The organism is Streptomyces sp. NPDC037401 (assembly GCF_055602345.1).
The window spans coordinates 98,817-125,453 of the sequence record NZ_JBVJWO010000018.1 but is presented as its reverse complement, the minus strand read 5'-3'; the positions used below and the strand labels follow the sequence as shown (position 1 = coordinate 125,453).

Below are 26,637 nucleotides of genomic sequence, written 5' to 3'. Positions count from 1 at the left end.
TGGCACCCCCCCCCCCCCACACCCCCACCCCCCCCCCCCCCCCCGCCCCCCCCCCCCCCCCCCCCCCCCCCCCCGGCTGGCGGCGTACCTCAGCGACGTCGGACGAGAGCGACTGCCCCGAACAGGGCGGCCGCGACGGCGGCGGCTGCGGAGATCGGGCCGGTGAGGCGAGGGTGCACCGCGCACACGTAGACGACGGCGGCGAGGACCACAGCCACGACGAGAACCAGCAGCAACGGCACGAGCGGGTCGCGGCTCGCGGGGGGTGGGGTCGGCTGCTGTGGGGTGGTCATGGACGTGGGCTCTCGGGACTGCTGCGTGATCGGGTGACAGTTGGGATTTACGCAGCGAGTGCTGTGTGAGGCGCCATGATGGTTTCGTACTCGACGGGCGTCAATCGGCCCAGGCGGATCTGGCGCCGTCTGCGGTGGTAGGTCCGCTCGATCCAGGTCACGATGGCGATCCGGAGTTCGTTCCTGGTCCTCCAGGGTCGGCGGTCGAGGACGTTCTTCTGCGGCAGCGCCAAGAAGCTCTCCATGGCCGCGTTGCCGCCTGCCGCACCGACTCTGCCCATCGAGCCGATAGGGCTGTGACGTGCGAGAACGGCCACGTACTTCCTTGCGCGGAATTGAGATCCACGATCGGAGTGGACGATGCATCCGGCGACCTGGCCGCGGCGGGCGACAGCGGATTCCAGAGCGGAAACCGCGAGGCTGGACTTCATCCTCGAGTCGATGGAGTAGCCCACGATCCGGCCGGAGTACACGTCCTTGACCGCGCACAGGTAGAGCTTGCCCTCGCCGGTGGCGTGTTCGGTGATGTCGGTCAGCCACAGCCGGTTCGGCGCCGGGGCGGTGAAGTCCCGGCGGACCCGGTCGTCGTGGACGGGCGGGCCCGCCTTGGCGTTCTTGCAGCGGCCTTTGCGTTTGCCGAACACGCTCCACCAGCGGTTGTCGCGGCAGATTCGCCATCCGGTCCGCTCGGCCATCACCTGGCCGGCGGCCCGGGCCTCGTCGACGAGGAAGCGGTGGCCGAACTCGGGATCGTCGCGGTGGGCGTCGAACAGGGCGTTGGCCCGGTGGGCCTCGGTCAGTTCCGCGTCGGTGACCGGTGAGACCAGCCATCGGTAGTACGGCTGGCGGGCCAGCCCGAGCACCCGGCACGTCACCGCCACTGGCACCCTTGCAGGGGCATCGGAGGCGGCCAGCTCGCGGACGAGCGGGTACATCATTTTGCCGGCAGGTTCGCCTGTGACAGATAGGCCGCGGCCCTCCTGAGGACCTCGTTCTCCTGCTCGAGCATCCGGATCCGCTTGCGGGCCTCGCGCAGTTCGGCCGACTCGGCCGGCGCCGTCGCGGGCCTGGTGGTCTTGGTGTTCTCGGTCTCCGCGTGGCGCAGCCACTTCGTCAGCGAGGCCGGGTGGACTCCGAAGTCGGCGGCCACCTGTTCCAGCGTGACAGCGGGCTCGCGGTTGCGCGCGACCCGCACGACGTCCTCACGGAACTCCTTGGGATAGGGCTTGGGCACTGCAACATCCTTCCAGGCCGCTTCTCAGCAAGCCAGGTCAGGTGTCACTCAACCCTGCAGCAGTCCCAACAAATCAAATACAGGTCAGGTGTTGGCGCAATCGTCGATGACGGCGCAGGCGAGGCGGATGCCGCCTAGATAGGTGGAGATGCCGTCATCGCCCTGCATGTGGGGCGCGTCCTGGAACCACTGCCGCCACAGGCCGCCTTCCTGAAGGAAGGGGTCGGCCAGGTCGCCGTGCAGGACGGAGTCGGTGTACGCCAGGGCGCCCATGGCCGTCGGCTGGTCGTAGGCAAGGTCGGGCCGACGCAGGTAGCGATCCAGGTAAGCGGCAAGCAGGTCGGCGTCCCGTGTGGTGCCGAAACTCGCCAGAGCCACGCAGTAGGCCCCACCCGCGCAGCAGACCTCGCTCTCCAGCAGCAGCGCTCCCAGACGCTCGCGGAAGTGGTCACGGCGCGAAACAGCGGCGAGCCATGCCGCGGTCCGCCGCTCGCGCCAGCTGCCCTCGAAGAGAATGGTGAGCTCGGCGTCGGAAACAGCCTTCGCATCAGCGGCCAGGGCATGAACGAACGGCTCGTACTCCTCGCGCGACATGCGAAGTACTGCTCCGCCAAGCTTTAGGTAGCGGCGTGCCGGGAGGCAGTAGCGGCGGTACAGAGCCTGTATCTCGGGGTCGTAGCGGATCACCACCCCATCCTCTCGCGAAGAGCAGGTCGGATGAGCAGGGTTTCGACAGCACGCAGCGTTATTGCTCCACAGAAGATGAGCCAGAGCCCGAGTAGCGACGTCGTTTTGACGCGACATTGGGAGTCGCACGCTCGCGCGAATAGGTGGTGTTCACGAGAACGGGAGTCAGCTGCCGCGGGCCTTCCCCGGGCGCATCCGTCACTGCCCGGACCGGTTGGTGAGGGGCTGTTGAGAGGCGGTCGGTGGTGCGAATAGTGCCTGGACGGTTTCGGTGGCCGTTTCGCGCAGCCAGGTATGGGCGCGGTCGTCGTCGTAGCGCTGGTGCCACAGCAGGTACAGCGGGACATCGGGCAACGGCAGTGGCAGCGGCAGCGTGACCAGGCCGAGTTGGTCCCGTGCCGTGCGGGTGACCGCGTCGGGAAGGGTGACCACCAGGTCGGTGCCGAGGGCGAGTTGCAGCGCGAAGGCGGCGGTGGGTCCGGCGGCGACGACGCGTCGTTCGAGGCCGCGCGTGGTCAGGGCGTCGTCGATCGGGTCGCGCAGGCTTCCGCGCCGCGAGACGGTGAGGTGTTCGGCGGCAGCGTAGCTCTCGAGGCTCATCGGGGTTTCGGTGAGGGGGTGGCCTGGGCGGACGGCGACGACCAGCCGGTCTCTGCCGACGAGGCGGTGGCTGATGTCGGGGAGCGTCGGTCGGCTGGAGCTGGATTCGAGGTCGATCTCACCCCGGCGCAGCTCGGCGTCGTCCGTCCCGGGTTCGGCGGACAGGCGCAGCCGGACACCGGGGGCCTGGCGGTGGACGGCCGTAGTCAGGGCGGTGCCGCAGGCGGCGGTCAGGGCGTCGTGCCAGCGCACGGTGAACACCCGGTCCAGAGCCGCCAGGTCGAGTTCCTGATGCGCGGAAAGAAGTTGGTGGGCCTGTTGCACGAGGGCGTGGACCTCGGCGCGCATGGCCAGCGCGCGGGTGGTGGGGACCATGCTGCGGCCGGTGCGGACCAGAATCTGATCACCGGTGGCCTTGCGGATGCGGCCCAGGGTGCGGCTCATCGCCGGTGAGGTGACGTGGAGGCGTGCTGCGGCGCCGGCGACACTGCCCTCTTCCAGCAGGGCGTCCAGGGCCGTGAGCAGATTCAAGTCCAGTTGCATGACAGTAACTCTACAAGTGACAAGCATGCACTTGTTGTTAATGATCGGGCGGCCTACCTTCGAAGTGCGGGGCGAGAGAACCCGCCCCGATCACACCGATCAGACCGATCCGAACCCGGTCCGACCGACCCCAAGGAGCCCACCATGAGCACAGCCATGCCTTTCGCCGCCGGTACGACGCTCCTCGCCGACGTGACGGCCGCAGTAAAGACCGCCGGCGCCACGCTGCGCGACCGTCACACTGCGCACGCCCGGGGCGTGAGCCTCGACGAGGTCGTCGGTGAGATACACGCCAACGACGACGCGGTGCTGGACGTACTGCGGGAACCGCTGCTGGCGGCCCGGCCGGGGTCTCAGTGGGCCGAGGACGAGCTGGCCGGCGGGGCGCTCCCGGCCGGGGAGTGGTGGGTCGTCGACCCCGCCGAGGGCAACATCAACCACGTACACGGCATGGACGACTGGGCCGTCACCGCCACCCTGGTCCGTGACAACCAGCCGGTGCTCACCGTCGTCCACCTGCCGCTGACCGGCGACACCTACACCGCGGTCGCCGGCGGCGGCGCCCACCTCAACGACCGTCCCCTGACGGTGTCCGCCAAGACCGACCTGGGCGCCGCGCTCATCGGCACCGGTCAGGCCAAACCCGGCGAGGACGAGCGCACCTTCCGGCGGATCGGCGACTCCGTCACCGCGATGCTCGTCAACGGCCTGGTCGTACGGGTGTCCGTTCCCGCCACGATGCAGCTCATCCACGTCGCCGCCGGACGCATGGACGCGTTCTGGCAGTTCTCCGACGTCCGCTCCGGCCTGGTCGCCGGCGCCCTGCTGGTCTCCGAGGCCGGAGGCACCGTCACCGACCTGGCCGGCGAACCCTGGAACACCGCCAGCCGCGACTTCCTGGCCTCCGCCACCGGCATCCACGCCGCCGCCCTCAAGGTCCTCTCGCCGATCGCCTGAGCAGACGTGCGTACTGCGTACCCGCCCACCCCTCCCACTCGATACCGCAAGGAGCATCACCGCATGACCCACATCGGCATCCTGGGCGCCGGCCGCGTCGGCGCCAACCTCGCCGGCAAGCTCTCCGCAGCCGGACACCACGTCACCCTCGGCGGCCGCAGCCCCGAGGACCCCGCCGCCCGCACCTCCGCGCCCGCCGCCCCGCGGATCGCCTTCGCCGACCAGCGCACCACCGCCCGCACCGCGGACATCGTGATCAACGCGACACCCGGCGACAGCTCCCTGGACCGCCTCACCGACCTGCGCACCGAACTCGCCGGCAAGATCCTCGTCGACGTCTCCAACGCCACCCGCGACGCCGGTGACGGCCTGCCCGGAGACCTGTGCTATCCCGGCAGCAGCCTGGCCGAGAAGCTACAGGCCGCCCTCCCCGAAACCCACGTGGTCAAGACCCTCAACACCATGCTCTTCATGGTCATGACCGCCCCCGACACCCTCGCCACCCCACCGACCGCCTATCTCTCGGGCGATGACGAACACGCGAAGAGGACCGTCACCGGCCTGCTCGGCGACCTCGGCTGGCAGCCCGAACGGATCGAAGACCTCGGCGGCATCACCACGGCCCGCGCCACCGAGGCCATGATCCTGGTCGTGCCCCACATCCTGCGCCGACACGGCTTCAAGCCCTTCGCCGTCTCCCTCGCCCGCTGACCCCGCCAAGACCGGGTTCAGACCAAACCAGGTAGCGGGCTCGTACGAGGCAGCTGGGCGCTGGCACGGACAACGCCCGCGGGGCTGCAAGTGACGCCCGAACTCATCGACATTGATCACGCTTGCTACACGCGAGGCGGCAGGCGAGATCCCCACCGTCCCCGCGGCCTCTACCCGCCGACGGCACGTCGGCCGACGCCGCAACTCCGCGTTCGACGACCACGGCCCCGCAGCCTCGGACACAGCATGACGGGCACGCCGCTGCCCAGAAGCCTGGTTCCTGCCCAGGGTGAACTGCTGGCGGGCTACCTTCTGCGTCTCGCCCACCGGATCGTCATCTCTCCGCTCGACCTCGCGCACCGGTGTGGGCTCACCGCGGGGACGACGTTCCCCACCCACCACCTCGTCCGCCTGGACGACAACCGATCCCGACAGACCGCCACCGTCTGCCGACTCACCCTGCCCGAGATCCATGCGCTCACCCTCGCGACGCAGGCCCCCAACTGTCCCCCTCTACGCCCCGTTTACCTGGGACGACACCAAAGCCATATCGACATGGCCAACGACGGCTGGGTCTTCACGGCCTTCAGCCGGTACTGCCCCGCCTGCCTGGCAGACACCGCGGGTCTTCCGGGCGGGTCGGTCTGGCAGGGCTCGTGGCGGCTCCCACTCACATTCCTCTGCACACGCCACCACCGCATTCTCGATTGGCGGTGCCCCAACTGCCAGGCGCCCGCATTCTCCAACGGCTACCGGGCCGACGGAAGATGGCGACCCACCCAGCTCACCCCGTCACCGCGTAGCCGCCTCCACCCGGCGCAATGCCGCCATCGGCCCGGTACCGGTCGGGACCCGGCATGCGCCCAGCGGCTGGACCATCCGTCCGCCACCGGCAAAGGCCCGAGCGAGGCGATGGTGCACGCTCAACAGCGGCAGTCCGCGGCCGCGCGTTCCGTGGCCGGGCAGGAGGTCGAGAGTCTGGGCCGACCTACCTCGCCCCAACGGTTCCTCAACGATGTCCGTGCCGCCACGCTCGCCATCTGCAGCACCTGGCCCGCCACGGCGGAAGCCCTCACCAGCACCGAACACTTGGACGAGTCGCCGCTCACGCCGAGACCCTGAGCCGAGCGCCTGCGGAACGAGCCGGGCCCCAAGGGGACGGCTGGCTGGCTCGCTCCGTCGACCACCCGCCTGGCGATCCGTTGCGGGCAGCCGCCCTGATGGCCCTCGTCGTCCGGATCCTCGACGACCCGGGCGGCCAGACGGTCCTTGCCCGCGTGCTGTCTCGGCTTCCCTCCAGCCGTGCCGGATATCGTCGGCTGAAGCGCCTCGCCCCACACTGCTCACCCGGCATGAACACCGCCATCGACGAGAGCACCCAGCTCCGTCGCGGAATTGTCGGGCCACCCGCGCTCTTCCCACAGCCTCCGAGCCACCAGGGCCTGCTCGCCCCGAAGAACATCCCGCAACGTCTTCCGGACGCCTGGGCCTGGCCACTGGACGAATTGAACGGGCCCGCAACCCAACTGCGCCGAGACGCCGCGATCCGCCTCGTCCAGATGACCCGCGGTGGCTCCCGCGCCGCGGCTGCCCGCTACCTCGGCATCACCCCCGGCGCCCTCCAGTCCGCAACCGTCACCATCCGCGCCTGGCAGAAGATGCCGGGCAACGCGGACGCCTACCAGGACGCACTGCAACGCATCGCCGAAATCGCGGCCGCGACCGAGGCGCCTTCCTAAGGGCTGTCCCGTAACTGATCTTTGGCACGAGAGTGGTCGGCTGAGATCGGATCCTGGGTCCCACCCTTTGGAAGAGGCGCCGACCTCGGTTCACCCCCGTGACCGCACGACACAGCAGCGGATGGCAGGGGCCGCCCTCCCGGCAACGTGTGGATCCACCCGCCCGGGGAGATGAGCAGCGCCCCTGTTATCGTGCGCCGATGTCAACGATCAAGCAGTTCCAGGTGACCTTCGACTGCGCGGAACCTGCGCGCCTCGCCGCCTTCTGGTGCGAGGTGCTGGGGTACGTCGTACCGACAGTCCCGGAGGGCTTTGCCACGTGGGAGGAGTACCACCACTCGCTGCCGCCTGAGGACGAGGTCTACTTCGCGTGCGCTGATCCCTCGGGTGTGGGCCCGCGCGTGCTCTTCCAGCGAGTTCCCGAAGGCAAGGTCGTCAAGAACCGGGTGCATCTTGATGTGCGGGTCGGCACAGGGCTCGTGGGTGACGAGCGCCTGGCCACACTCGAGGCCGAATGCGCACGGCTGATGGCGCTCGGCGCGAAACACGTGCTGACGCAGCGCGCCGATGGCGTCAACGAGTCGTGCATCACGATGCAGGACATCGAGGGCAACGAGTTCTGCCTCGCCTGATTCTCCTCCGAGACTGCGAGGGGGGGAGCCGTCTCCTGGGGACCTCTCAGGTCTCGTACGCGGCAGAAGCTATCCCGTGAGAGCGAGGTTGTGCAGTCGGGCGATGCCGAGCATGGCGTGTCGGACCCCGTCGCCCGTGAGACGGCAGTCGCGGAGGATCTTCCAGGTCTTCATGCGGGCGAAGACGTGCTCGACGCGGGCCCGGACCTGTTTGTGCGAGCGATTGTGCTCGCGCTTCCAGCCCGGCAACTCTTCGCCCAGGGTGCGGCGGTGGGGCTTGAGGAGGCCGGTGCCCGGATAGCCGCCGTCGGCCATCGTGAGGGTCCTGCCCACGGCGGCCTTCGCGCCAGACTCCTCCCATGCCCGGCAGTCGTTGCGATTGCCGGGCAATGGCTCACCGACCACAACGACCAGGCGGGTATCCGCGTCAATGACGACCTGGTGGTTGGTGGAGTACCGGTAGTTCTTTGACTGTTCAGCGATGCTGTGGCCCCGGGTAGGCACCAGGGTGTGGGGCGAGTTGGCGCATCGTCAGGTTCGTGCCCCAGTAAGCGACTACCAACAGCACCCGGTCCTCCAGCGGCAGACCCCACCGCCGCCCCTGGCCCGGGGAGCCGGCGCCCTCACGGCGAAGCACGGTCACCAACTTGCTGAAGACGCGCGGGCTCAGCCCGGTAGACGGGGCCATCCAGGACGGTTCCGACGCCGTGATCACACCTGACACGATCAAGATCATTGCAGGGCGAGATCACTTACGGGACAACCCTTAGGTCGGTCAAGACCATCCCCAGGTGACGACGCCATGGCAATTTCCGTTGAAACCTGCATTAGTTGACATCGACATGACCCTGAAAGGGCCTCCGGATACCCCGTGAGGGCAGCGGCTTATCGCTGGCGCAGCATCACAGCAGATAAGCCCTGGACCCGCTTCTCCTCCAGCGCCCAAAGGTCGACGACGCGCTGTTTGGACCGCGAAGGTCCTGCGGCGCATCGCCTCCGCACGTTGCAGTGAGCGGGGAGGGAGCCCGCCGGGGCGCTGACCGAGGGCGTGTCCGTCTGCCGGCACTGCCGGCCCGACGTCGCCTTCGGAGTCCTCGAATGACCGGGCACGACGGTGGGATGAGTCCTGGGCTGCGCGTGATCGGCTGCCGTCCTCGTCGCGCAGGGTCCAGCCCTTGAGGTTGGTGTCGTTCCGTAGGGCTACCGATTGGTAGGTGGGCATGGAGGTCGGGTCGGTGCTGGCCGGGCAGGGAGGTGTCTCGACAGGTCTGCGCGACGGGTGTCGGGCACGGATGTGGATCTCTTCAGTCAGGCTTCTGGCGGTTGAGCCAAGCTGTGGGGCTGGCAAGATCCGCGCCCTGGCAGCTCTTCATCCGGCGCTGCACGCGGCCGGATCCGATCACTCTCCGTGTGTCAGACACCCGCGTCTGGCTACTGTGTGTCACAGTCGGTTCGTCGCTCTAGCTGCCGAAAAGGAATGTCATGACCAAGCGTCGCCTAGCTCTCGTCGCCGCCGCCGTAGCGGTGGCCCTCCCCGCTGTGCTCACGGGCGCCACTCCGGCCTCCGCGGACGAACTCCGCAACCAGGACCTCGTCAACAAAATGGACGGAAGCCGGCTCACCACCGGCAGCACCGCTGATGGAACCCAGGTCTTCTCGGCCCGCGGCACCGCACGGGACGCCAACGTCGGTGAGGCATGGGACTTCAACGGGACCTGGGACCCGGTTGCCCGCCTGTGGACCGGCACGCTGCGGACCACGTCCGGCGGCAAGTGCCTGCAGCCCGTCGACAACACACCGGCACGCGGCGAGACCATCGTCATCCGCACCTGCGACGACTCCGCCCTACAGCGGTGGAGCCTGCGCGAAGAGACCAAAGGGGACGACAGCAACCGGTGGTGGGTCTGGCGCCCGGAAACGAACCTCGATGTAGCCATGGCCGCCGTCAACATCGAAACCGACTACGACCTCCTGCGCCTCGACTACTCCTACCCCTCCAGCGACAGGCTGTGGAGGCTCGGCCCGAACAACTCCGCCTGGTGGTAGACCCTTGCCCCGGGGCTGACCGAAGCCGCCGCCGTTGCCTCGCAGGACAAACCAAGGTCGCTGGGCATCTGGTTGGCTACGCCTGGGATGCGATGGGCTTGTCCTGTGACGCAGGACGTAGTGATGAGCATTTCGGAGGATGAGCGGACCGAACTGGCTGCCGGCCTGGGCTTCCGGTCCGGCCAGGTGGTCGTCGAGATCGGCTACGACGACGTCGACCAGGGGCTCCGCAAAGACATCGCATCGGTGACCGGCAAAGAACTGGCCGACGCGGACCATCAAGATGCCGCCGACACCGTCCTTCTCTGGTTCCGCGAAGCGGACGGCGATCTCTACGACGTCCTGCACGACGCGTCGGGATCGCTCGATTCAGGTGCCACCCTCTTGCTGCTCACCCCGAGCTCCGGACGGGAGGGACACCTCGACGCGTCCCTCCTCGCTGACGCCGCGGAAAGCGCTGGCTTCCACCAGCCCAAGAACGTCAGCGTCGGCAAGGACTGGTACGGCATCCGGCTCAAAGCCAGCGTGCGGTGAGACTTCCCCATCTCGAAGTCAAGCGCAGTGACGGCGTCGGCTTCCTACGATGTTGCCCGGGATACGAAGGAGTCCCGGGCAACATCATCCGTTACCGACCTTGAAGGCGGGTTGTCGTAGGGGCTGACGATCGGTGATCGTCGCGGTATGGCAGGTGTATGAGGTATCCGCAGGGTGGGGGTCCGCGGAGAGGCAAGCGTTCCGCGAGCAGGTCCGGAGGCAAGCAGTCGTCGCAATGTTCGCCGCCGGGCAGGGCAGCACGGACGTCGCGAAGGAGTTACGGGTCAGCCTCCGGTCGGTCCAGCGGTGGCGGCGGGCCTGGTGGGAGGCAGGCCAGGACGGGGTGCGTTCCCGTGGCCCGGCTTCCCGGCCGAAGCTGAGCGGGGTGCTGTTCGCCGTCCTGGAGGAGGAGTTGGTCAAGGGTCCTGTCGCTCACGGCCGACCGGACCAGCGATGGACGCTGGCCAGGATCAAGACCCTGATCGGCCGGCGGTTCCACAAGTCCATGACACCGTCAGGGACTTCCCAGCTGCTGCGGCGACACGGATGGAGCCACCAGTTTCCCGCCCGCCGTGCCGTCGAGCGCGACGAGGCGGCGGTGGCCGGCTGGGTGAAGGACGTGTGGCCGCACGTGGAACCACCGCGGCGGCGCTCGGGGCCTGGATCGTCTTCGAAGACGAAGCCGGATTCTCGATGACGCCGCCGACCTGCCGCACCTGGAGCCGACGCGGAACCACTCCGGTGGTGCGGGTCGGCGGCCGTTCCCAGCGCCGTTTCTCCATCGCGGCTCTGTGCTGCTACAAACCCGGCGAACGCTCCCGCCTGGTACAGGGCAGGCCCGTCCGCGGGCGACTCGCCGGGCAGTCGCCTGGTTGGGATCCGACTTGACGCAGTGGGCAGGAGAGACACACTCACCCAGCCCCGGGACACCCGGTCTCCCTTCAGCGACACGCCGGCCTTTCGGGCGGGCTTTGGCCGTATTCCGCCTTCGGTGGCCCGGGTTCCGGCCCTAGCCTCCCTTCCAGGACGGACTCCGAATCCCGTCCGGCACACGTCAGCCACAGGGGGGACAATCCGATGACCGCACTGCGCAGGACCCTGACCGCACTCGCCCTCACCGTCCTGGTCGCCATGGGCTCCGCAGGCACCAGCCACGCCTGCGACGGCACCCCGAACGTCGGCGCCGGCGACTTCTACTGCCAGCCCGCCTAACACCCACCGCACCACACACGGCCCCGCCCGCACACAACGTGCAAGGCGGGGCCGTTGCCGTCCCCGGCTGCGATCTCTCGCTTTCACGTCAGTAAGCGACCTGGACGTCTCTGACTCAACGCCAGCGGGTAGACCCCGATCTCTCACATCCATGACAGTAACCACACACCCCCAAACAGCCCCCGACCAGCACCCACACCCGAGCCCACTGTCACACCGAACTCACCGCCAACCCGGCCTACTCACCGGTGAGATCGCCGGTGAGATCGCCGGTCAGTCACCACCTGGTGACACCACCGAGCGGAACGCCGACTCCTCCCCGGTCGGCCGACTGACATGATCGGGCCGTGAACGACACGAACGGGGAAGGCTGGTACCGGCAGCTCCTGGCCGCCGTGGCGCTGCTGACCGCTCCCGCACCCGACCAGTTGGACCGGCCGCGAGCACCCGTAGTCGCGGTAGCCGTCCTTGGAACCGTCGGGGGCGGTGCAGCCGGTGGTCCACCGGCCCTTCCACTGCGGCTGGTCAGACGCGCAACCTCCCGCATACCGTCTTTCATCGCGTCCAGGTTCATCCGCTTGGTGAACACGATCGCCGGCGACGGGTGCGCCACCTGCTGCGGGGGTGTCCAGACCGTGCGCCACACATGCCCCGCCCACCAGCACACGGACAGCCCGAGACACCCATCGGAATTCTCGATACATCTGCGGGATTCTCATCCAGCTTGCGGTACCGCAGGTCAAAGCCCTTCTGCGGGCGCGGAAACCTACATGAGGTTCACGGTCGCGAGCAGGGGCGCCGGTGCGCGGTCCAGGTACCGGCCGTACGTGAGATCCAGCCCGAGGTCGGTCATGAGGTCGGCGAAGAGCTGCGCGTGGATGCGGTCGGCGTGGCCGGCTCCGAACCCGTCGCGCTCGATGGAGACCATGGCGGCCTTGGCCCGTCCGGTGAGCCGGGGAATGACCCGGGAATGCGGGTCCGCCTCGTGGGGTGGTACAGGGAGCGAAGGGCCGCGTACTCGCGCAACTGCCGGAGAGGTCCACGGGCTCGACGAGGAGCGGGGCGAAGGCCTCCTCGACCGTTCGGGGTGCGTCGGGCAGCTCGGTGCGCAAGGCGTGCAGGAAGCAGGTCTCCAGCGACAGGCGCAGCCGCAGCAGGTCCGGGTCCCATTCCCGCTCGTCGCCCACGCCGTCGAAGCCGCGGTAGTGCAGCTCGTACATCAGGTAGAGGGCGAACTGGAGTTCCTCACCCCACGGATCGGCCTTCAGCACGGAACCGAGGGCGTACGCGGGCGCGCCGCCGGACTGCAGGGCCTCGGCCACGGCCGCGGCGGGGCGCGCGCCACCTCGGAAGCCGGGTAGGGGTCGTGGTCAGTCGGACTCGGCACGGATGATCACCGACTCTTCCCACTCCTCGGCTTCTGCCGCCAGACCGGCAGCCGGGGCAAGGACAACGCCGTAGTGGGCACCGCGTACCTCCGGGTTCGATGCGGCCCGCGGAGCGGACCGCGACAATTGACCGACACCCCGCGACTGCCCTCGGCGAAGCGGCCCATCCGAATTCTTGTCGATCTTCAGAGGAACAGACGAATATCGGACCTGGCTCCCCGATTGCAACGTGCTGCCACTTCCTTCCACCTCCGGTCCGGCAATGGTTCTCCCTGCCCTGACACCGGCAGGCAGCGATGCATGAGCAGAGCGGCCGGGATGGCCCAGCGGTTCGCTTCTGCCGGACGAGCGGGCCTACGCGATCACCGCTCCATGCGGCGGCGGTCCTGGTCGCTCCAGGCGCGGGTTTCGCGGGGACGGACATAGGGTTCCGCATCCTCGGGCATCCCTCCGGCGATCGCCCGCTGGCGGGCCAGCTCCGCATCGAACTCGAGCCCAAGGAGAATCGCGAGATTGGTGATCCACAGCCAGACCAGGAAGACGATCACACCGGCGACCGTGCCGTACGTCTTGTTGTAGGAAGCGAAGTTCGCGACGTAGAACGCGAAGCCGGCCGAGGCGACCATCCAGATCCCAAGGGCCAGGAGGCTGCCCGGTGTCACCCACCGGAACCCACGGCCCTTGGCGTTCGGTGCTGCCCAGTACAGGAGCGCGATCATGACCGTGACGAGGAGCACCAGGACCGGCCACTTCGCGATCGACCACACCGTCAGCGCGCTGTCTCCGATACCCAGGGCAGCGCCCGCCTGCCGTGCGAGGCCGCCGGTGAATACGACGATCAACGCGCCGGCGCAGGCGAGGACCATCAGCGTCACGGTGAGCGCCAACCGCAGCGGCAGCACCTTCCACACCGGACGGCCCTCGGGCATGTCATAGACGGCGTTCGCGGAGCGGATGAACGCGGCAACGTAGCCGGAGGCGGACCACATCGCCACGACGAGGCCGACGACCGCCATCAGCGACCCGACGCCGCTGTGGCCCTGTAGCTGTTCGACCGCGTCTCTGATCACGTCCCGGGCGGAGCCGGGAGTCAGCTGCTGCAGGTTGTCCAACAGCCGCGTGGTCGTCGACTCCCCGGCCAGGCCCAGCAGGGAGACGAGAACCAAGAGGGCGGGGAATAGCGCCAGCACCCCGTAGTAGGTCAAGGCCGCGGCGCGATCGGCCAGCTCGTCGTTCCGGAACTCCTTGACCGTGCCGCGCAGGACTGCTCTCCAGGAGCGTACGGGCAGCTCCGAGGGCTTATCCGGCGCCCGTTCCTCGACCAGCTCGCCCGGGCCCGCGACGGCGTCCCGCTCCGTTTCGGCACGCTCGCGGTCGCTGCCCTGGCCTCGGTCCGGTAGGGGTGTCATACCTGGCGGATTTCCACCACAGCGCCTCTCATGCCCGTACGGCACTCGGAAAGACTTCCTCGCCGCCGGGCGCAGATCCCCGCTCCGGTTTCCTAGAGCCAGCCGTTGCGGCGGAAGGCGCGGTACAGGAGACCCGACGCCATCGCCATGAGGCCGACGGCGAGGGGATAGCCGTAGCTCCAGCCGAGCTCCGGCATGTGCTCGAAGTTCATTCCGTAGATGCCGGCGACCATGGTGGGGACCGCGAAGATCGCGGCCCAGGCGGAGATGCGCCGCATGTCGTCGTTCTGCCACGTGCCGACTCGGGCCTGCTGGGCGTCGAGAACCGAGTTGAGCAGTTCGTCGAGCGTCCGCACCTCGGTGTCGGTTCGGTGCAGGTGATCGGCCACGTCACGGAAGTAGGGCAGGACCTTCGCTAGACGCTCCTCCTCGGCCAGGCCGGTGAGCAGACCGGGCAGTACCGGCGCCAGCGGCTGTACGGCGTCCCGGAATTCACGGACCTCTCGTTTCAGGGAGTAGATGTCCTCGGTGTGGTCGACACGAGAGGACGAGAAGACACGGTCCTCCAGCCGGTTGAGCGCGCCGCGCACCGTCTCGGCGGCCTCGCTGTAGGCGTCGACGACGACGTCCAGGACGGCGTGCAGAACCGCAAGCGGTCCGAAACGCAGCATGGACTGGTCGGCTTCCAGGCGACGGGCCGCCTCGGCTGCCGGATCCAGCTCGCCATGACGGACGGTCAGGACGTAGCGGGGCCCGACGAAAACCATCAACTCGCCCGTCTCCACCGCCGCTTCCTCCTCGAGGTACCAGAGGGTCTTGAGCGCGACGGCCAGTACGTCGCCGAAGCGCTCCCGCTTCGGCCGCTGGCGCGCCTGAACCGCATCCTCGACCGCCAGACGATGCAGCCCCAGTTCCTCGGCCAACTGCACGAGCTCGCCCTCCGCCGGGTCGACCAGTCGCACCCAGCCGAACTCGTCATCGTCCAGCCCGCGCAGCCGCTTCAGCACCTGTCGGCAGGTCTCCTCGTCAAGGCCGCACTCGACGGTCTCCGACCGGCCCGACCGCTCCTCGTACACCACGCATTCCATAGGCCGCGCATGCTTCGCCATCACGATTTCATGCGCGGCTGCGACCGGTCGTGGTCACGCTTCCAGCCTCCGCGCCTCCCCTCCTGACCGATCGCCCATGCAGCGGCTCCAGGCGGGTATGCGGGCAGAATGACTGCCAGGGGAACTACCGTCCGAGTCGGCGGCGCGGGAGGCGATCGAGTGGCTCGTACATGCCATCGAGTCGGCCGGCGCGCTCATCATCTTCGTGGGGGGCCGCGTGGGCGTTCGCGCGAGTCGCCACGACCGGAATCCGCAGGCGATCGCTCATCAACGAGTTCAACGAGATCCGACTCAGCCTGGGCCGCTTCCTCGTCCCGGGCCTGGAGGCCGTCACGGCCCACTGCACGGCGAACCTCCCGGACCCCGTCGGCGCGTACGGCTGTGACGCCGTTGGCTTTGTTCACTTCAAGCGACAGCGTTTGTTGATGACTTGCGGCGGCAGTTGGTGATCAACGACTGCGGAGATGTTGACGAGTTTTGACGGCACTGATGACGGCTGAGTCCGCTGCCAGACCCCGGAGAGCGAGGGGGAGGCATGAGATACTTGATCATGCCTGTGACTAATCCGTGGCTGGCCGGCCCGTCACCGAAGAAGCGCCTCGATCGAGATCGTTTGGAAGAGCGGATACTCAATCTGCTGTCGTCGCAGAACATGTGCGTGCTCGCCACGGCAGGGCCGGAAGGGCCTCTGGCGACGCCGGTGCGGTACTTCCACCTCGACTTCGCGGTGATGTTCTCCACGGCTCCCGGTTCGCCGAAGATGAGGAACCTCGCCGCTGACCCCAGGGTGTCGGTGGGGATCTTTGCGCCGCTGGTCGGGCAGGCCAGCAGCCGAGGTGCTCAGCTCTTCGGGCGGGCTCGCGTGCTGTCCGAGGACGACCCCGATTTCGAGCACTACTGGCCGGCGTTCCGCTGGCAGTCCGACCATGTCGAACGGTCGCGTTCTCTCGATGAACCAGCATCGGGACCTCTCGTGGTGATCGAGGCCGAGCGGATCGTCTATACCGAGCACTGGCTGCGGCGCGAGGGTTTCGCGCCGCGTCAGTTCTGGACCAAGCCGGGCCGGTAGTCCGGCGTCCCTGGCGGGCTGTCTGGGCGGTCAGCCCGCCTTGGCCGATTCCTCGGCGCGGGCTCGTGTGCTGGCGAGGCGGGAGGAGTCGGTGCCGGTCTCGATGATGGTGCCGTTGAAGGTGAGGCGGTCGACGATGGCCGCGCAGAGGCGGGGGTCGGTGAACGTCTTGGTCCAGCCGCCGAAGGACTCGTTGGAGGCGATGGCGACGCTGTTCTTCTCTTCGCGTTCGGTCAGGACCTGGAAGAGGAGTTCGGCGCCGCGGCGGTCGAGTGCCATGTAGCCGAGCTCATCAATGCAGAGGAGGTCGACGCGTCCGTAGCGGGCGATCGTCTTGGTCAGCTGCTTCTCGTCGGCGGCCTCGACGAGTTCGTTGACCAGCTTGGTCGCCAGCACGTACTTGACCCGGTAGCCGGCCCTCGCGGTGTTCACCGCCGCTGGCGCGACGGCGTCGGAGCAGTTGGTCGTAGTGGGTCACCGAGGGCAGCGGCCTGGTGTCCGGGGGGAAGATGCGCGAGCCGCCACTCGTGCAGAAACGTCACTGTCGCCTCACCCGCGGCGCCGGCCCGCGAAGCGTGACCGGCCGGCTCGTCCTCGGCCTGGGCGACCTTGCGGGCCTCGAGCGCGACCGCGTCCGCGGTCAGGGCCCCGGCCCGCAGAGCGGTCGCCAGACCGGCGACCAGGTGCTCGTGAGAGACGTGGCGGGCCAGCAGCAGGACCTCGATCAGGGCCCTGGTGCCGGCGGTGTCTCCGTGGGCCTTGACCGCCGCGGCCCACCAGGCGTCATGGACCGGGGTGAACTTGCCCGCCGAGCGGGCCTGTTCGAGCGCGGTGGCGCCGGGGAAGGCACCCGGTTTGCGGATCAGGGCCTCGAGGTAGTGGTCCAGATCCAGGCGGCAGCCGCCCTTCGCGATCAGCCGCTCGTGCCGTGCCACTTCCACGTTCCGTCGTAAACCACCAGGTGAGAGGCATGCAGCACCACCCGGACCCGCTTGCCGATCAGCCTGACCGGCACCGAGTACCGGTTCGTGCGGACCGCGATCTGGCTGTAGCGGTCGACCCTCGGAATGAAGAGCCGGCCCGTCTCGAAGGACTCTTCCGGCAGCGGCATCAGCAGCGGCCGCTCGGTCTCGAAGTACTCGTCGATGGTCCGCGGCCGCGAACCGATCCTGCGCCGCCCGTCATGAAGATCCCACTCGTCGACGAGTTCGTTCAGCTCGGCCAGCGTGTCGACCTCGGGCACCGGGGTGAAGTGGTTGCGGCGGAAGTAGCCGATCTACCCTTCCACTCCGCCCTTCTCGTGGGCGCCCTCGATGCCGGGCCGGCAGTAGAAGCTCTCGATCGCGAAGTGCGACCTGAACGCGATCCACCGGTCGGCCTCCACCCTGGCCCGGCTCAGCCCCAGTACCCGGGCGACGGCGGCCTTCAGGTTGTCGTAACGGACCTTGCTCCGCGGGACCCCGCCCAAGGTCCGCAGGGCGTGAACGTGCCCTTCGAAGAAGGCCTCCTGGCCGCAGGACGCGAAGACTCGGTGGACTTCTTTGCCTGAGTAGGACAGGCGGAAGGAGAACAAATAGCAGGTCACGAGCTCGCCTGCGAGCCGGATGGTCGCGTCGCCGAAGTCGACCTCGGTCTCCATGCCGGGGTGGTGGGTCTGCGGCACGAACGCTTCGACCGGCGCCTTCCCCGACTCGACGAGGATCTGCGGTTTCCGGTCGGCGACGTAGCGCCGGACCATCTGGTAGGAGACGTCCGCAGCATGTTCCTCGACCAGGCGGTGGAAGATCCGCGTGATCGTGTGCCGCTGCTTGCGCGGCGCGTCCAGATCCGCCCGGAGCATCCCGTCGATCACCGGCTTGTACGGATCCAGCCCGGTCGGCCGCGGCGGCAGCTTCTTCCGCGGCTCCGGCCAGACCGAGTCGACGGCCTTGCGGACCGTCCGCCACGACACGTTGTACTTGTGCTCGGCCTAGCTGGCGTTCCCGCTCCCATCGGCGTACCGCCGATGGGAGCGGGCTACCGCCGGAGCGTGGCGTAAACCCTGGCCACGTACGCCCATGCCGGCTGGGCGGCGCCGCATGGCCGACCCCGGAGCCGGCGGGGTCGGCAGCAGGGCAAGATCAGCCGTTGACTTCCCGGGCCACGCGCTCCAGTCGGTTCCGGTGGCCTTCCCACCAGGCCTGATCCCCTGGCGGCATGCTGTCCTTGCCTTGCAGACATCCCACGGATCCGTCGATGAGCTCTCGCAGGATGTCGGCGTGACCGGCGTGACGCTGAGTATCGGAGATCACACGCACCAGCATGTGGTGCAGCGTTACCGCTCGGCGTTCCTCCGGCCACCACGGGACGTGACCGATCGCGTCAAGCGCCAGCGTCGCGATCGTGTTGTCGGAGTGCTCCCACGCCTGCCGGTACAGCCCAACGACCTGTTCCCGTGACTCGTCAGCAGTGGCCCACATGTCCGAGTTGGATTCTGGCTCCTCGGTATACCACCAGGGCGGCGGATCCTCGTCGAAGAACGGCCGTCCGAACGTGTCGCCGAAGTACCCCAGTTCCACGCCGGCGACATGCTTGACCAGCCCCAACAGGTTCGTTCCCGTGGGGGTCAGCGGACGGCGGATGTCGTAATCCGAGAGCCCATCGAGCTTCCAGACCAGCGCATCACGCGCCTCTTGCAGGTATCGGAGAAGGTCCTCTTTCGGATTCGGTTCGATCATGCCCGACAGTCTCCCACCCGGCACTGACAGGCGGGAGGGACGCAATGGTCACTGACATTGATCTCGCCTGACGCCGTGACAAGGACCCCCTGGTCACCTCGAAACGGCTCGCCGAGGAGGCGACGTAGCCAGGAGGGGTAGGCCGACCCGCAGGTGAACGGCCGGGCCTTCGCCGTGCGTGACAGGACCCCGCCGGGTGACCACGGTCCCGGCGGGGTCCTGCGTGCGTGGGGTGGAGCTGTGGTGCTGCGGGTCAGACGTCTTCGTCCATGTCGTCCGGGCGGCGCATGCCCTCTTCCCGGCGCATGTCCTCATCTGAGCTCCTGCCGCGCTCGTGACGGCCGGTGCCGGGGTGAGCGGGGTCCTGGCCGGTTCGGTGCATGTCCTGCTGCTCTTCGCGGCCCTTGCCAGGCTGCTGACGCTTGTCCTGCTTACCGCCCATGACGGCGACTCCTCGTGAGGTGTGGGTGATGATTCCTCTCGCCACGCTGACACGAGGATGGACATTCCGCACTATTTCGATCACGGAGTGTAGTGGCCGGATGGTTCGTTCTTCCCGCCGACAACCCGCCCGGTCCGGTGAGTGTGGTGGGCGACTTCGGCGACTGGCAGCCCGGCGTGCACACCCTCGAGGCCCGTAAGGACGGCAAGCGCGCCGTCACGGTCACGCTGCCCGTCGAGAGCGTCCTCTCGTTCCGGTGTCCGGCCGCCGGCGACTACCGGCTCAAGGATCAGGAGCTGCAGCCGCCCAAAAGGGTGCCGGTAAAGGTAGCGGCCTGGAGTTGCCCAAATGTGGCTCCACGGATCGGACTTGCTTGATGGTCAAGTGCCGGCGACATAGCGTCCAGACCGGACCGGCGGCGCGTCCGGTGACCACAGCAGCTCCGGCAAGGCTGCCGAGACTGCCCTCAGACGGGCCTAAGAGCTAAGGAATGCCTGGAGACCATGGGAAGGCTCATCTACCTCGTGCACCAGTCCCTCGACGGCTACATGGAAGGGCCCAAGGGTGAATTCGACTGGCCCGCCATGGGACCGCAGCTCTCCGCATACTCGCGTGAGCTGACTCCGGAAGGAACCGTGTTCTTGTACGGCCGCAAGGTCTGGCAGCTGATGGCCGGGTTCTGGCCGAACGCCGAGCAGTATTCGAAGGATCCCCACGATCTGGCCTTCGCGCCCCTCTGGCGCGCTGCGCCCAAGGTGGTGGTCTCCCGCACACTCACGGCAGCCGACTTCAACGCCCAGATCATCTCCGAAAACGCCGCCGGGAAGATCACCGGCCTGAAGGAGTCTGGCAAGGACCTCGTGCTGTTCGGCAGTGCCGAACTGGCCGCCCACCTCACCGAGCACCGGGTCATCGACGAATACCAGGTGGTCGTGCACCCGGTGCTCCTGGGCGGTGGACGGCCCACGTTCCCGACCGCCGCGCATCGGACAGAATTGCAGCTCGTCGGTACACGATCCTTCGACGGCCGCACCACACTGCTGCGCCACCAGCTCGCACCCACCGCCGACACGGCGTAGCAGGATCCGACCGGCGCGCCACCGGCCTTCGGTAGATGACCGGCCCCCCACCACCTGGTATCGCCGATCCGCGTCCTACCGTTCGCTCTGGTGGTGCGGGTTGATGACCAGGCGCCATTCGTCACCGCGCGTCTCCACGGTGAAGCCCGCATCACGGAAGGCCGCTGCATGGGCCAGAGCGAAGCACGGCGCAGCCCCGGCCCCGGCAGGTCTGCCCCGTCGTGAGGCACCGCACGCACCGCACCGAGGAACCCGGCTTTCCGATCACCCCCGAACCGCACTGTAGATCTGCCGCCTTCTGCCTGAAGGAATCACGACCCCGTCGGGATCAGGCGGCGTGCTGGGGCTGCGGCAGTTCTGGCCGGCCGAAGAGCAGGGCGTAGCCGCCGGGGAGCTGGTGGAGGATCCGGGCGAGGAGGTCGGGGCCGGCGAGGCGTGCGACGACGGTGAGTACGGCTCCGGTGTCCCAGCGGGCGATCGCGGGGGTGGTGCCGGTGCGGGTGGCGAGGTCTTTGACGAAGCCCCAGCCCGTGAGCTGTTCGGTGGCGGGGATCTGCGCGGTCAGGGCGAGGGCGGCCTCGACGGGCAGGGATTGTGCGAGGTCGACGCGTTCGTCTCCGGTGATCTGCCGGCCGAGGGCGGCGAGGACGTTGCGGACGGCTTCCTCGGCGCGTTCGCGGGTGGGGTAGGCGCCTTCGTAGCGCACGCGTTCCAGCATCTGGTCGAACGTCATGGCCGTGGCGGGCCCTGCCGGTCGGGGCTGGTGGAACATGGCTCGATGGCCTTTCTCTGCGTGGGTTCGGGATTCGGATGCGGTGGCGCCGGTCGTCAGGCGGGCCGGAGAGGGCCGAAGAGGGCGTCGTAGCCGGGCGGGAGCTGCAGGAGGATCTCGCGGGTGAGGTCGTCGCCTGCTGCGCTGGCCGCGGTGGAGAGGACGGCGCCGATGTCCCACAGGGCTGTCTTCTCGGTGGCGCCTTCGATCCAGGCTGCCGTCGCGCGGACGAAGCGTTCCGGTGTGAGGGGTTCTGCGGCCTGCAGCGGGTTGAGGAGGATCAGGGAATAGGTCTCGGGGAGACGGGCGGCGAGTTCGGCCCGCACCGTGCCGGCCAGGTGCGCGCCCAGCAGAGCCAGGACAACACGGGCCGCCCGGTCGGCCTCCGCCCGGGTCCGGTACTCGCCGCGTTCCCGGACTTGCTCCAGGAACGCCTCGGGCAGCAGTGGCATCACGTCACCTCCATGGGAGGGTGAATCGCTCAGGGAGTGCGGAGGGCGGGGCACCGACGGGGGGAATCAGGCCCCCGCCCTCCGCGGTCGATGTGACCGCTCAGCCGGAGATCTGCTTGCGGCCGGTTTCGCCGCCGATGGTGATCTTGCGGGGCTTGGCGCGCTCGGCGATCGGGATCCGCAAGGTCAGGACACCCGCGTCGTAGTCGGCCTCGATGCGCTCGGTATCGAGCGTGTCGGCCAGCATGACCTGGCGGGAGAACACGCCGAGGGGCCGCTCGGACAGCTCCATTTGCACGCCGTCGGACTTCCCCGTGGGCCGGCGCTCGGCCTTCACCGTCAGCATGTTGCGCTCGACGTCGATGTCGATCGCCTCGGTACTCACGCCGGGGAGGTCGAAAGCGATCACGTACACGTCGCCCTCGCGGTAGGCGTCCATCGGCATCACGGACGGCTTCGACCACGTACCCGACGTGCCGGAAAGCTGCTGGACGATGCGGTCCATCTCGCGGAACGGGTCGGTGCGCATCAACATCGCGAAACACCTCCAGTTGGTTCAGGCAGGAACTGCCAATGCGCTTCAACGTGCTTCCGTTGTAACATGTCATCGAAACGATGACAAGCAAGCCGTCATCCATACGATGACTGGAGGGATGGAGAGCGTCATGAGCGAAGCCGCGCCACCGCCCGCGCAGGTCTCCTTCCTGGCCGCCGCCGCAGCACTGGAGACCATCGAGCGGGCCGTACGGGACGCACAGCGATCACCCGCAGGAACACCTCCGACCACCGGGGCCCCCGCTGCCACCTCCGGCCCCCACCCCGCCCTGGCCGCCCTCCTCATGCTCCGCGAGGTCCGCGAGGAGCTGGCCGGCTGGGAGAGCGTCCTCATCGAAACCGCCCGCGGCGGGGGCGCGAGCTGGGCGGACCTCGCCGGACCGATGGGCGTCGCGAGCCGTCAGGCCGCAGAACGCCGCTACCTGCGCCTGCGCCCCGGCGCCGCGGGCTCCACCGGCGAGCAGCGCGTCCAGGCCACCCGCAGCTCCCGCGCCGCCGACCGCAGCGTGAGTGCCTGGGCCCGTGACAACGCCGCCGATCTGCGCCGTCTCGCGGGCCAGGTCACCTCGCTCACAGGTCTCCCGGCCGGTGCCGGGACCGCTGTCGAGGACCTGAACGTGGCGCTCGCCGACAACGACGCCGCACGCCTCGTCCGCCCGCTGACCGACAGCCGCCCCCACTTGCGCGCGGAGGACGCCGAACTCGCCGACCGCATCGACGCCATGACCGCACACACCGACCAGCTCCGCCAGGACACCCACGACCAGCGCAACACGTAGCCCGCTGGGCACGCCCCGCTACGGTCGCGGCAAGAACGAGAGAAGTGGGAGGCAGAAGGTGCATGATCAGGCACGTTCGTGGGACTTCGTCGATGTGGAGACCCGTGAGCACGTGATCGTGGTGCGGCCGCACGGGGAGATGGACCTCGGCCGCGCCCCAGACTTCCGCCGCGCGCTCCTGACCGCCCTCACAGCCGAGGACGGCACCAAAGACGTCGTCGTCGACCTCTCACGACTGGAGTTCTGCGACTCTTCCGGCCTCAACACGCTCCTGCACGCCCGTGCCATCGCCGCCGACTCCGGCCGCACCCTCTACCTCGCCGCGCCCACCCGTCAAGTCAGCCGCATGCTCGAAGTCACCGGCGCCGACCAGGTCTTCACCATCGACCCCGCACCACCCGCCTGACCAACCAGGGAAGACCTGAGCCGACCGCCGGCCCGCCTCTGGCGCTTCAGCCTGCCGCCGCCGTACCCGCCGAACGACGGATTTGCCCTGTGCACGCAGTCGACCAGCGATCCGCATGGGCGCTCGCCAAACGGAAAGGCGCAACCCGTGTCGGGTCCCTGCAGTTGTCAAGGCAACGCCCGGCTTCGGCGGCTCTCGCGGCTGGAGACAACACGGCACCGACCGCCGGGGAGCACTGCCCGGATCGGCGCGGGCCCGGCGAGACAGCCGGACCTATGGACGGATCGGACGGGAGCGTGGGGACCGTGGCCAAGACCGCGCTTGTCATCATCGACATGATCAACGCCTACGAGCACGACGACGCCGACCTGCTCGTACCCTCCGTCACCCAGGCGCTCCCCGCCGTAGTGCACCTGCTGCAGCAGGCCCGGAAGCGCCGCCTGCCGGTGATCTACGTCAACGAAAACTTCGGGAAGTGGCGCTCACACCACGGCGAGATCCTCGACGCGGCACTCGCCGGCCCGCGCGCCGACCTGGTGAAACCGATCAAACCCGACGAGAGCTCGTACTTCGTCGTCAAGGCGCGCCACTCCATTTTCTACGAGACGCCGCTCGCCTACCTTCTCGGCACGCTCGACGTCGACCACCTCGTCCTGTGCGGGCAGGTCACCGAGCAATGCGTTCTCTACTCCGCCCTGGACGCCCACATCCGGCATCTGCCGGTCACCGTCGCCCGTGACGCCGTGGCCCACATCCACCAGGACTTGGCCGACGCCGCACTGCGGATGATGGAGATCAACATGGGCGCGCGCATTCTTCCCGCCACGGGCGCCCTTCCCTGAGGCCGCAAGCCGGTCTCTCGCGACGCCGCCCGGTCCCTGGCGCGCCGTACGGGGTGTGCGCAGTGCGCCGGTCGAAGTGCCGGCACAGGCCGTCGCCCGTGCCAGCCGGAGAGACTTCGAGGCCGCCCCTCGTCTGGGAGGCGGGCTACCGATGGCCCTTCCGGGGCAAGTGTCGCTCTCCCCCGCGTTCGGCGGCGGAGAAGGCCGCCCCCACCGACCCCCTCGCGATCCCCAGCGCCGACCAGTAAGGCCCCCCGAGCACCCTCAGCGTGTCCTACGCACACTCGGCACCACACTGCGCACACATCGCGTACGCGGCGGAGGCGTCCGCGATGGGTTCGCTGCAGATGCAGCAGGTGCCGCGGCGTTCCTTCACATCCGGGAACTCCGCCCCCGTAACCATCTCCGTGTCCTTCGACCCCGCCATGTCATCGCTCTCACTCATGCACAGGTTAACGACCGGCACGTGCACCAGCCACGCCCCCGATCACGAAGGCCAGGCTCACGCCTTCACACACAGTCCCTCACACAGCAGCAGTCGCCACCGGTTACGCGCGGCGACCGCTCTGGTGGCGGCCGTACCGCGATCTCCACCGTGCGAAGAGTTCGCCGGGTGTGCGGGCTGGTGGTGTGCGTTCGGCGGGCCATCGTTCCTGGCGGGTGAGGGCAGCGCGGGGCATGAGGTAGCGGTCGCCTCCCGTCTCCAGTACGCACAGCGGGACGTCCCCGGAGCCGTCGGAGTGGCCGATGCGGATGACCACCAGCCTGGGCGGATCGGTGGGGATCTCCGCCTGCAGAACTGTCGCGGCATGGCGCGGGGTGCGGTCCGCGGCGACGGTCTTCCCATCGACCCAGACCTCCGCGTGATGGCGCCGCGGGTCGTACAGGACGGTAATGGAGTGGCCGTCCTGATCCAGGTGGTAACGGTGGTGGCCCGCCATGCCGTCCTCCCTGCATTCCCACCACCAGCCTAGAACGCCGGTTCCCGCCCACAGCGAAACGCGTCCCGGGCCGCTTCTCGAATCGTGCCGACCTGCCCGGGCAGCCCCGCTCCGGTCCCCTCAGCCTGCTGCGCCGCACCCTCCGGGACGCTGCCGCATCGCGCACCGCGCCACCGGGACGGGCCCGACCCTTCCTGAGCCAGCAAGTAGTCTGCCTTGGCGCGGGTCCGGCGCGGGCCGCGCCTCCGCACGCGCAGGCGCCGGATCTCCTCGGGTGCCCAGCCGACCATGACACCGCGCGCGTGCTGGGCCACGTGCACACCCTCGGCACCGGCCGCGCTCTGCGCGAATCCCGCCTCCTGGAGAACCGCGCGGGCGCGGCAAGGAAGTCTGCTTCCCGAGCGCTCACGGGTCGCACCGCAAAGCCGTCGGCCCCCGCGCGCCTTGTCTGCGTGCTGCACGGCCGGTCGCGATTCCGGGCGGCGCCCCCACCCATGGAGTGCGACTACCCCCGGGCCCTGGCGCGTCCTCGCGGCCGGCCGGGCACGAACCGGCATCCGCTGGGCGGTGCATCCGTGCCCTTGTAACGCGCGCCTGCCCCGGCAACCCCCTCCGTGATCCCCGTACGAACCCAGGGTCGGAACGCGAGAGGGGGAACGTATGCACTCCGGCGGGTGTGCAGGAACGCCGGGTGACTGCGCCGGGTGACTGCACCGCATCCAGGCGGCCGCCGCGTTGGGTGTGCGCGAAGCGCGCCTGACCCGGCTAGGGGCACCAGGCCTTCGGTGCGCCCGCCGGCCTGTCCGCCTGGCAGTGAGTGTGAAGACGGGGCCTCGGCCGCCGTACCGGACGCAGCCGTGCAGGACTCCGACGAGCCTGCCTTGGAACGCGCACGCTCCAGCCCGGCACGTCACCCGAACGGCATGGACCAGGAGGGCCGGCACGCCGAGACGTGCGTTCCTGAGATCGCCCGGTCGGCTACCGCCCCTCCTACCGGGTGCGGTATGAACTCCCCGTCGGCAGGACCCTCACGAGCGGCCCTGGCCCGGCGGCATGTGGCGACCGGGGCTGACGGACCAGGGCCCGGCTGGCCGGCGAGGCTGCCCGGCAGCCAGGCGCAGGCAGCCCGGCGGGGAACAGCGCGCCGGTGCCGGGCGGGATTCTTTGTCAGGTGTGGAGACGGCTGTTGTGGCCGTCGTGGCCATCGGCGTGTTCGTCGTCGAACCAGTAGTCGCCGGCTCCCAGGTAGCGGAACGCGTGGCTGCTGTGCGCGGGAAGCGCGACGGTCACAGCACGGGTGCCGTCACCTCGGGACTGCAGGGGATGGACGGTGGGATTCCAGTGATTGAAGTCCCCGACCACGCTCACCGGCCCGTCGGGAGTGTCCTCGGGCAGAACGAAGGTCACCTGGGTACGGCCCTTGAGCTTCTTGCGTTCGAGCACCGGAAAACTCCCGACGGGTAAGCAGGCAGGGGCCATCAACCTCGCA

At 68.8% G+C, this 26,637-nt stretch carries 31 protein-coding genes and 4 pseudogenes; 15 read left to right on the top strand and 20 right to left on the bottom strand.

The window, feature by feature from the left end:
• Positions 1–89 precede the first annotated feature (89 nt).
• The 4 genes from ACZ7H1_RS21185 to ACZ7H1_RS21170 form a co-directional block, all read right to left on the bottom strand.
• Positions 90–293 carry a hypothetical protein gene (locus ACZ7H1_RS21185; protein WP_470788628.1) on the bottom strand — a complete coding sequence of 68 codons (204 nt, stop codon included), beginning with the start codon at positions 291–293 and terminating at the stop codon, positions 90–92.
• Between the two features lie 47 nt (positions 294–340).
• A protein-coding gene (locus ACZ7H1_RS21180; protein WP_470788627.1) for an IS3 family transposase occupies positions 341–1,527 on the bottom strand; the annotation gives its coding sequence in 2 pieces (ribosomal slippage) (positions 341–1,234 and positions 1,237–1,527; 1,185 coding nt in all).
• A gap of 84 nt (positions 1,528–1,611) precedes the next feature.
• On the bottom strand, positions 1,612–2,214 hold the full coding sequence (locus tag ACZ7H1_RS21175; protein WP_470788626.1) for a DUF6000 family protein: 603 nt from the start codon (positions 2,212–2,214) through the stop codon (positions 1,612–1,614).
• A gap of 198 nt (positions 2,215–2,412) precedes the next feature.
• Entirely contained in the window at positions 2,413–3,357 is a 945-nt protein-coding gene (locus ACZ7H1_RS21170) for a LysR family transcriptional regulator (protein WP_470788625.1), read from the bottom strand.
• Between the two features lie 144 nt (positions 3,358–3,501).
• Here ACZ7H1_RS21170 and ACZ7H1_RS21165 point away from each other — a divergent pair, with 144 nt between their 5' ends.
• The 5 genes from ACZ7H1_RS21165 to ACZ7H1_RS21145 all read left to right on the top strand — a co-directional run bounded on the left by ACZ7H1_RS21165 (position 3,502) and on the right by ACZ7H1_RS21145 (position 7,396).
• Positions 3,502–4,314 (top strand): inositol monophosphatase family protein, encoded by an 813-nt coding sequence (locus ACZ7H1_RS21165; protein ID WP_470788624.1) that lies wholly within the window; start codon positions 3,502–3,504, stop codon positions 4,312–4,314.
• A gap of 63 nt (positions 4,315–4,377) precedes the next feature.
• A complete protein-coding gene (locus ACZ7H1_RS21160) occupies positions 4,378–5,025 on the top strand; it encodes an NADPH-dependent F420 reductase (RefSeq protein ID WP_470788623.1) in 648 nt (215 codons plus the stop codon).
• Between the two features lie 246 nt (positions 5,026–5,271).
• Positions 5,272–6,147 carry a TniQ family protein gene (locus ACZ7H1_RS21155; protein WP_470788621.1) on the top strand — a complete coding sequence of 292 codons (876 nt, stop codon included), beginning with the start codon at positions 5,272–5,274 and terminating at the stop codon, positions 6,145–6,147.
• Positions 6,148–6,377: 230 nt separating this feature from the next.
• Entirely contained in the window at positions 6,378–6,764 is a 387-nt protein-coding gene (locus ACZ7H1_RS21150; protein ID WP_470788620.1) for a hypothetical protein, read from the top strand.
• Positions 6,765–6,964: 200 nt separating this feature from the next.
• On the top strand, positions 6,965–7,396 hold the full coding sequence (locus tag ACZ7H1_RS21145) for a VOC family protein (protein WP_171166537.1): 432 nt from the start codon (positions 6,965–6,967) through the stop codon (positions 7,394–7,396).
• 69 nt (positions 7,397–7,465) lie between these two features.
• On the opposite strand, the pseudogene ACZ7H1_RS21140 reads toward ACZ7H1_RS21145, so the two are convergent.
• Positions 7,466–8,120, bottom strand: a pseudogene (locus tag ACZ7H1_RS21140) (transposase).
• A 758-nt stretch (positions 8,121–8,878) separates the two neighbouring features.
• On the opposite strand from ACZ7H1_RS21140, the gene ACZ7H1_RS21135 reads away from it, so the two are divergent.
• The 4 genes and pseudogenes from ACZ7H1_RS21135 (at position 8,879) to ACZ7H1_RS21120 (ending at position 11,188) form a co-directional block, all read left to right on the top strand.
• A complete protein-coding gene (locus ACZ7H1_RS21135; protein ID WP_470788618.1) occupies positions 8,879–9,442 on the top strand; it encodes an RICIN domain-containing protein in 564 nt (187 codons plus the stop codon).
• 123 nt (positions 9,443–9,565) lie between these two features.
• On the top strand, positions 9,566–9,976 hold the full coding sequence (locus ACZ7H1_RS21130; protein ID WP_470788617.1) for a DUF3052 family protein: 411 nt from the start codon (positions 9,566–9,568) through the stop codon (positions 9,974–9,976).
• A 158-nt stretch (positions 9,977–10,134) separates the two neighbouring features.
• Positions 10,135–10,804, top strand: a pseudogene (locus ACZ7H1_RS21125) (winged helix-turn-helix domain-containing protein); the annotation flags it as partial.
• 249 nt (positions 10,805–11,053) lie between these two features.
• On the top strand, positions 11,054–11,188 hold the full coding sequence (locus ACZ7H1_RS21120; RefSeq protein ID WP_470788615.1) for a hypothetical protein: 135 nt from the start codon (positions 11,054–11,056) through the stop codon (positions 11,186–11,188).
• A gap of 769 nt (positions 11,189–11,957) precedes the next feature.
• Here the strand turns inward: ACZ7H1_RS21120 and ACZ7H1_RS21115 are convergent.
• The 3 genes and pseudogenes from ACZ7H1_RS21115 to ACZ7H1_RS21105 all read right to left on the bottom strand — a co-directional run.
• Positions 11,958–12,498: pseudogene (locus tag ACZ7H1_RS21115) on the bottom strand (iron-containing redox enzyme family protein); the annotation flags it as partial.
• A 440-nt stretch (positions 12,499–12,938) separates the two neighbouring features.
• Positions 12,939–13,985, bottom strand: a complete 1,047-nt coding sequence (locus ACZ7H1_RS21110) for a YihY/virulence factor BrkB family protein (protein ID WP_470788614.1) — start codon at positions 13,983–13,985, stop codon at positions 12,939–12,941.
• 92 nt (positions 13,986–14,077) lie between these two features.
• Positions 14,078–15,094, bottom strand: a complete 1,017-nt coding sequence (locus ACZ7H1_RS21105; protein WP_470788613.1) for a magnesium and cobalt transport protein CorA — start codon at positions 15,092–15,094, stop codon at positions 14,078–14,080.
• A gap of 550 nt (positions 15,095–15,644) precedes the next feature.
• On the opposite strand from ACZ7H1_RS21105, the gene ACZ7H1_RS21100 reads away from it, so the two are divergent.
• Complete coding sequence (locus tag ACZ7H1_RS21100) at positions 15,645–16,163, top strand: pyridoxamine 5'-phosphate oxidase family protein (RefSeq protein WP_327732548.1); 519 nt, start codon at positions 15,645–15,647, stop codon at positions 16,161–16,163.
• Positions 16,164–16,193: 30 nt separating this feature from the next.
• Here ACZ7H1_RS21100 and ACZ7H1_RS21095 read toward each other — a convergent pair.
• From ACZ7H1_RS21095 to ACZ7H1_RS21070, 6 genes and pseudogenes are all read right to left on the bottom strand, one after another.
• Positions 16,194–16,586: pseudogene (locus ACZ7H1_RS21095) on the bottom strand (ATP-binding protein); the annotation flags it as partial.
• 5 nt (positions 16,587–16,591) lie between these two features.
• The gene (locus tag ACZ7H1_RS21090) at positions 16,592–17,098 is read right to left on the bottom strand and encodes a hypothetical protein (protein WP_470788612.1); all 507 of its coding nucleotides are present in this window, start codon (positions 17,096–17,098) and stop codon (positions 16,592–16,594) included.
• Positions 17,077–17,406: a Mu transposase domain-containing protein gene (locus ACZ7H1_RS21085; protein WP_470788611.1), complete on the bottom strand. Its 330-nt coding sequence runs from the start codon at positions 17,404–17,406 to the stop codon at positions 17,077–17,079. The genes ACZ7H1_RS21090 and ACZ7H1_RS21085 overlap by 22 nt, the downstream gene beginning before the upstream one ends.
• Before the next feature lie 33 nt (positions 17,407–17,439).
• On the bottom strand, positions 17,440–18,114 hold the full coding sequence (gene istA / locus ACZ7H1_RS21080) for an IS21 family transposase (RefSeq protein WP_470788610.1): 675 nt from the start codon (positions 18,112–18,114) through the stop codon (positions 17,440–17,442).
• A gap of 169 nt (positions 18,115–18,283) precedes the next feature.
• Positions 18,284–18,880 (bottom strand): DinB family protein, encoded by a 597-nt coding sequence (locus tag ACZ7H1_RS21075; RefSeq protein ID WP_470788608.1) that lies wholly within the window; start codon positions 18,878–18,880, stop codon positions 18,284–18,286.
• Between the two features lie 253 nt (positions 18,881–19,133).
• The gene (locus ACZ7H1_RS21070) at positions 19,134–19,322 is read right to left on the bottom strand and encodes a hypothetical protein (protein ID WP_470788607.1); all 189 of its coding nucleotides are present in this window, start codon (positions 19,320–19,322) and stop codon (positions 19,134–19,136) included.
• A gap of 92 nt (positions 19,323–19,414) precedes the next feature.
• On the opposite strand from ACZ7H1_RS21070, the gene ACZ7H1_RS21065 reads away from it, so the two are divergent.
• Together ACZ7H1_RS21065 and ACZ7H1_RS21060 are read left to right on the top strand one after the other, a co-directional pair.
• A complete protein-coding gene (locus ACZ7H1_RS21065; RefSeq protein WP_470788606.1) occupies positions 19,415–19,699 on the top strand; it encodes an early set domain-containing protein in 285 nt (94 codons plus the stop codon).
• A 126-nt stretch (positions 19,700–19,825) separates the two neighbouring features.
• Complete coding sequence (locus tag ACZ7H1_RS21060; protein ID WP_470788605.1) at positions 19,826–20,401, top strand: dihydrofolate reductase family protein; 576 nt, start codon at positions 19,826–19,828, stop codon at positions 20,399–20,401.
• A gap of 328 nt (positions 20,402–20,729) precedes the next feature.
• On the opposite strand, the gene ACZ7H1_RS21055 is transcribed toward ACZ7H1_RS21060, so the two are convergent.
• From ACZ7H1_RS21055 to ACZ7H1_RS21045, 3 genes are all read right to left on the bottom strand, one after another.
• Positions 20,730–21,173 carry a DUF2267 domain-containing protein gene (locus tag ACZ7H1_RS21055; protein ID WP_470788603.1) on the bottom strand — a complete coding sequence of 148 codons (444 nt, stop codon included), beginning with the start codon at positions 21,171–21,173 and terminating at the stop codon, positions 20,730–20,732.
• Between the two features lie 56 nt (positions 21,174–21,229).
• A complete protein-coding gene (locus ACZ7H1_RS21050; RefSeq protein ID WP_470788602.1) occupies positions 21,230–21,625 on the bottom strand; it encodes a DUF2267 domain-containing protein in 396 nt (131 codons plus the stop codon).
• A 100-nt stretch (positions 21,626–21,725) separates the two neighbouring features.
• The gene (locus tag ACZ7H1_RS21045; RefSeq protein ID WP_470788601.1) at positions 21,726–22,160 is read right to left on the bottom strand and encodes an Hsp20/alpha crystallin family protein; all 435 of its coding nucleotides are present in this window, start codon (positions 22,158–22,160) and stop codon (positions 21,726–21,728) included.
• A 130-nt stretch (positions 22,161–22,290) separates the two neighbouring features.
• Between ACZ7H1_RS21045 and ACZ7H1_RS21040 the strand changes: the two genes are divergently transcribed.
• The 3 genes from ACZ7H1_RS21040 (at position 22,291) to ACZ7H1_RS21030 (ending at position 24,207) form a co-directional block, all read left to right on the top strand.
• The gene (locus tag ACZ7H1_RS21040; RefSeq protein ID WP_470788599.1) at positions 22,291–22,959 is read left to right on the top strand and encodes an HSP18 transcriptional regulator; all 669 of its coding nucleotides are present in this window, start codon (positions 22,291–22,293) and stop codon (positions 22,957–22,959) included.
• Between the two features lie 58 nt (positions 22,960–23,017).
• Positions 23,018–23,365 carry an STAS domain-containing protein gene (locus tag ACZ7H1_RS21035; RefSeq protein WP_470788597.1) on the top strand — a complete coding sequence of 116 codons (348 nt, stop codon included), beginning with the start codon at positions 23,018–23,020 and terminating at the stop codon, positions 23,363–23,365.
• Between the two features lie 305 nt (positions 23,366–23,670).
• Positions 23,671–24,207: a cysteine hydrolase family protein gene (locus tag ACZ7H1_RS21030; protein ID WP_470788596.1), complete on the top strand. Its 537-nt coding sequence runs from the start codon at positions 23,671–23,673 to the stop codon at positions 24,205–24,207.
• Between the two features lie 274 nt (positions 24,208–24,481).
• Here the strand turns inward: ACZ7H1_RS21030 and ACZ7H1_RS21025 are convergent, their stop codons facing one another.
• The 3 genes from ACZ7H1_RS21025 to ACZ7H1_RS21015 form a co-directional block, all read right to left on the bottom strand.
• Positions 24,482–24,652: a hypothetical protein gene (locus ACZ7H1_RS21025; RefSeq protein ID WP_470788595.1), complete on the bottom strand. Its 171-nt coding sequence runs from the start codon at positions 24,650–24,652 to the stop codon at positions 24,482–24,484.
• A 103-nt stretch (positions 24,653–24,755) separates the two neighbouring features.
• Complete coding sequence (locus tag ACZ7H1_RS21020) at positions 24,756–25,148, bottom strand: hypothetical protein (protein WP_470788594.1); 393 nt, start codon at positions 25,146–25,148, stop codon at positions 24,756–24,758.
• Between the two features lie 1,167 nt (positions 25,149–26,315).
• Positions 26,316–26,591 (bottom strand): isoamylase early set domain-containing protein, encoded by a 276-nt coding sequence (locus ACZ7H1_RS21015; RefSeq protein ID WP_470788593.1) that lies wholly within the window; start codon positions 26,589–26,591, stop codon positions 26,316–26,318.
• Between the last annotated feature and the right edge of the window lie 46 nt (positions 26,592–26,637).